The sequence below is a fragment of the Microbulbifer rhizosphaerae genome, from assembly GCF_014191725.1.
Lineage (GTDB): Bacteria > Pseudomonadota > Gammaproteobacteria > Pseudomonadales > Cellvibrionaceae > Microbulbifer > Microbulbifer rhizosphaerae.
In genome coordinates this window covers 1-2,751 of sequence record NZ_JACHWZ010000057.1, presented here as the reverse complement: position 1 = coordinate 2,751, position 2,751 = coordinate 1, and the positions used below count along the sequence as shown (strand labels likewise).

Here is a 2,751-nt window from a genome sequence, read left to right as displayed (position 1 = left end):
AGGCGCAATTAGCCTATCACGGAACCAGCCTTCTTTTATGAATCTCTAAAATTCCTCTTATCTTTCAATTAGTTACGCTTAAGTCAGCGCCATTCTGGTCCGGGCTCACAAGAGATTTCGTAACGGCAACGTCCTTACTGATTCCGCTACTGGAAAATTCCCTTCGCCACGTGCTTAAAGGTGCAGGCGAGCGCGTTTCGACCCTAACTCCCGCTGGTGTTCAGGAAGTTCTGCGAATCGGAGCACTACTCGACCACCCTAAGACGCTGGAGATCTTTGGCGAAGATACAGTCCAGGACCTTAAAGGCATTCTGATAGATCGCACATACGGCAATCTACGTAACGAAGTGTCGCATGGGCTTGTATCTTGGAGCACATTTCATCAACCGCACTGTGTCTATTTGTGGTGGCTAATATTGCGCTTCGTTCTCATGCCGCATTATTCAAGTTGGAGCGATCAAGGTGAGGGCGATCACGAGCCAGAAATCTAACAACAGCATACAGCGCATTGCGCCGCCGCTGATGTTGAATGTTAACTGGCAATCAACCCGATAGCGATCCCATCTTCAGGGGCTCTGACAGATAAAACTACAATTAATATCTCGCAGCCAATACTTTAGGGCACCTCTAAAAATTCTTCTATTGTCACGCCCGCGATGACGATTTTTAGGGATGCTCTTTATTTAGTACCAAGGATTACTTATACTGTTTATGCATCCAGCTTCTGCAACTCGCCAAAGAGAATGGATAGCAAAAGGAAGGGGCCAAATACAGGCCTTTTTATATAAAAGGCGCTGGCCCTGGGTGCTCGCAACACCCAAGACCAGCTGACCATCACCGACTAAACAGGAGTCGACAATGGCTGACGCGAAGTTTACTCAAAACCCATCCACCTGTCACAGCCTTCAGGCACTGACAGCCCATCCCACCGTTGACCCGGTCATCTTCTTTGATCGATCTGCCAAGCCCATGGATTTGCTGGATACGGCCAATCACCGCCTGGGCGCTGCCCAGAGGCTGCTAGAGCTTACCGCCTCCCACGACTTGGAGGGTGCCGATCATCGGGCGCTCGGAGTGGTATCCGAAGCCGCCTACCTGTTGCTGTCCGACGGCTACGACCTGTTCCGGGCTCTGGCTAGCGACTAAAGCGCCGGAGCCAATGGCGAAACATTGGCCCTGGTGCCGGCCTCCTGCCGGCAGCCGGAAAGATTCCCAAGCTCAGTCATCGCTGGCTGGGCTTGGGGACTGGCGCCTGCGCGTCGTTCTCCAACCTGGTGGACTCATTGTGTGAGGTCGATATCTCGGCGCAGAATCCGAAATCGCTGGGAATCGGAATAGGAACAAATGGTTACAGCTCCCCCACTGAAAGCGGGATAGAAGCGTTGTGATCACTTTGCCCGGGAACCACACGCTCACACCCTTATAACCTTGACGTGGCGGGACTTTTGCGGGCATTCTCTGCGAAATTTCATCAAGAGATATCAGCCCCGGGGCATAACGGCCTCAGGGGCACTATACAAATGTTAGCAGTGGATATTTAATAACCGTAAGTAGGAAAAGGAGAATCAGGAATGATTGCAATGGAAGATCTTTACATCATGGATGTAGTGGAGTTTACGAAGGATCTATATCGTATGGGCAATGCTACTTGGCCAGCCTTTACAGAAGATCGAGCGAGGCGAGATGTACAAATAATCGTTCGAGATGGGATTGAAACCGTTGTCGCTAATGGCAATGGATTTTCTGCGTTTGATCATCTAACAAAAATTATGGCCAAACCGGGCAAAAAAGTATGGAGAATAAAGAAAGGGGCAGTTTTGCCTCCAGAATTAGTTTTGGTCAAGGATCAACGACCTGGACATGAAGGGCACTACATGATTGCGCCTTCTAAGACAATGCCTCTAAGGAAATACCTTGGGGCTATGGAAGAGCTTGGTCTTGATCGTTCAAAAGTAGAGTTGTTAGTTGCAGGGAGTGGTGTCAATGTCGTCTAAAGGTTTTCGTCCTATTGTAAGTGAGTACCATATTTTATGGGAGGCACTTAAGCATTATGAAAATCGTCTTGAAAAGCTATCTTCAATGGAAACCGATGAAGATAAGCAGCTTTCCTATGATGAGAAACTCCAGGATCTAGAAGGAGTTCTGAACTCCATAAAAATTGCAGCCAAAGAGGATTTCCAGCTAGATCTGGAGTAGTCCGGCTGCTAACCAAGCGTTGCAGGGGACGGGCTACAGTATGCACCTTTGTGTGGCTCGCTGCGGTCGCATTATCGCACAAAAGCCGCATACTGCAGCCCGCCCCCGAATGCGGCATTAGCTGTGAGTAGCACATGAAAGAATATAAAGTCCCATATTGTACAATTATCATTTCCTTGGCTACCTTTGCCTATTCATTGTTTGTTTGCTACGAGATAAATGGCGCTTTCTTTGGGAAGACGAAAATCATTCAACTGGAAGAGTACGGCGGTATTACCTTCGAGCACTTGAAAAACTTTGAGCTCTGGAGGCTATTCGCATCTCAAATGATACATGGCAAGCAATTACACATGCTTTACAGTGTTCTGTCTCTTTTGGCTCTAGGGATTTTTATTGAACGTCACGTTAATTTTGTTCAATTTTTCTTTATTTGGTTCGTACCAGGAACAATTGGAACTTTACCCAATCATTGCATAAATTTTGACACTTCCGCGACTAGGCCGCAGATTTCATGGCATCGAGATAATGCAACAACTCCGATTTGACAGCACTGTT

5 protein-coding genes are annotated in these 2,751 nt (G+C 47.8%); all 5 read left to right on the top strand.

The genetic code is table 11. From position 1 onward, the window contains the following. The first annotated feature begins 41 nt into the window (after positions 1 to 41). The 5 genes from FHS09_RS23490 (at position 42) to FHS09_RS22365 (ending at position 2,741) form a co-directional block, all read left to right on the top strand. Positions 42 to 491, top strand: coding sequence for a DUF4209 domain-containing protein (locus tag FHS09_RS23490; protein WP_425487787.1), 450 nt, complete (start codon positions 42 to 44; stop codon positions 489 to 491). Positions 492 to 858: 367 nt separating this feature from the next. Then, the gene (locus FHS09_RS22380; RefSeq protein ID WP_183464107.1) at positions 859 to 1,146 is read left to right on the top strand and encodes a hypothetical protein; all 288 of its coding nucleotides are present in this window, start codon (positions 859 to 861) and stop codon (positions 1,144 to 1,146) included. A 425-nt stretch (positions 1,147 to 1,571) separates the two neighbouring features. Continuing rightward, positions 1,572 to 1,994 (top strand): Tse2 family ADP-ribosyltransferase toxin, encoded by a 423-nt coding sequence (locus tag FHS09_RS22375; protein ID WP_183464105.1) that lies wholly within the window; start codon positions 1,572 to 1,574, stop codon positions 1,992 to 1,994. Then, positions 1,984 to 2,196 carry a hypothetical protein gene (locus FHS09_RS22370; RefSeq protein WP_183464103.1) on the top strand — a complete coding sequence of 71 codons (213 nt, stop codon included), beginning with the start codon at positions 1,984 to 1,986 and terminating at the stop codon, positions 2,194 to 2,196. Before FHS09_RS22375 ends, FHS09_RS22370 begins: the two co-directional genes overlap by 11 nt. Positions 2,197 to 2,330: 134 nt before the next feature. Beyond that, positions 2,331 to 2,741 (top strand): rhomboid family intramembrane serine protease, encoded by a 411-nt coding sequence (locus FHS09_RS22365; RefSeq protein ID WP_183464101.1) that lies wholly within the window; start codon positions 2,331 to 2,333, stop codon positions 2,739 to 2,741. The last annotated feature ends 10 nt before the right edge of the window (positions 2,742 to 2,751 follow it).